This window comes from Frankia sp. AiPs1 (assembly GCF_023716945.1).
Classification (GTDB): domain Bacteria; phylum Actinomycetota; class Actinomycetes; order Frankiales; family Frankiaceae; genus Frankia.
On the sequence record NZ_JAMQQF010000509.1, the window covers coordinates 1 to 1116 of the forward strand.

Below are 1116 nucleotides of genomic sequence, written 5' to 3' on the forward strand. Positions count from 1 at the left end.
AGACCGGGCCAGTGGCCCGCCGGCCTGCGCGGCACCCCGGCGCCCGCCACGGCCTGGCGGTCGGCCGGCTACCGGGTGCAGACCGACCTCGCGGCGTCCTGAGATCAGGAGCCCGGCCCCTGCCGGGCCGCCGCCGCGTCCAGCCGCAGTGTCAGCTCGGCGACCGCCCTGATCTCCCGCGCGTTCTCGCCCGGTGCCCCCGCGACGAGCCGTTCGCAGATCCCGCGGTACATCGCCGGGTAGCTGTCGAGTCGGTTGACCCGGCGGCGGCGCAGGATCCGGGAGCCGGCCTCGGCGGTGTAACGGGCGCCGTCGACGATGGTCGCCGTCACCCCGTTGGCCCGTAGTTCGGTGTGCTCGCGCAGGCCGTAGCGGCTGCCGCCGGCGCTGGTCAGCACGAGCGAGAGGATCGCGTCGTTGACGAGCTCGACGTACACGGTGAAGGTGCCCGTGCGGGCGGAGGTGACCGTGGCACGGCGCACCGCCGCGAAGTCGTTGAGCCACAGGAAGTGGTCGATCCAGTGGCAGCCGTTGCTCACCAACCGGGTGCGCGAGGCCGGCCAGCGATACCAGTGCCGGGCGGGCAGCGGCTCCTCGTACACCACCGCGCTGTAGACCATCGGCTCGCGGCCCTCGCCGAGGCGGAGGTCGGCGCGTAGCCAGGCGTTGATCGGCGAATGGCGGCGCTGGAAGCAGGCGAACAGGCGCCCGCCGCCGTCGATGAGCTTCGCCAGCTCCTCGAGGTCCTCCTCGGTCGTGACCACGGGCTTCTCGACGACGGCTGCCGAGCCGCGGCGCAGCGCCGCGTGGGCCAGCGGGGCGTGGGTGTGGTGGTAGCCGGCGATCAGCAGGACGTCCGCCGGGTCGTCGTCGGCCAGCAGCGGCGAGGTGTCCCACGACCACCGGTCGGTGCGCCGGGCGCCGATCTGCACGGGATCGAGCTCGTGCACCCGGATGAGGTCGAGGTGCTCGCCGATGTGCGGGACGATCTGGGTTTTGGCGTAGTGGCCGAGTCCGAACAGGGCCGCGGTGGGTCGGGTGGGGGGGGGGGGCGGGGGCGGGGCCCCCCGGGGCGTTCTTAGAAATTATCCCCACAGAAACCCGAGCAAAGAATAT

The 1116-nt window shown here is 72.9% G+C and carries 1 protein-coding gene; it reads right to left on the reverse strand.

Annotated features, from left to right (window positions below; translation table 11 throughout):
* Positions 1 to 104 precede the first annotated feature (104 nt).
* The gene (locus tag ND748_RS26270) at positions 105 to 950 is read right to left on the reverse strand and encodes a Gfo/Idh/MocA family oxidoreductase (RefSeq protein ID WP_251748848.1); all 846 of its coding nucleotides are present in this window, start codon (positions 948 to 950) and stop codon (positions 105 to 107) included.
* Between the last annotated feature and the right edge of the window lie 166 nt (positions 951 to 1116).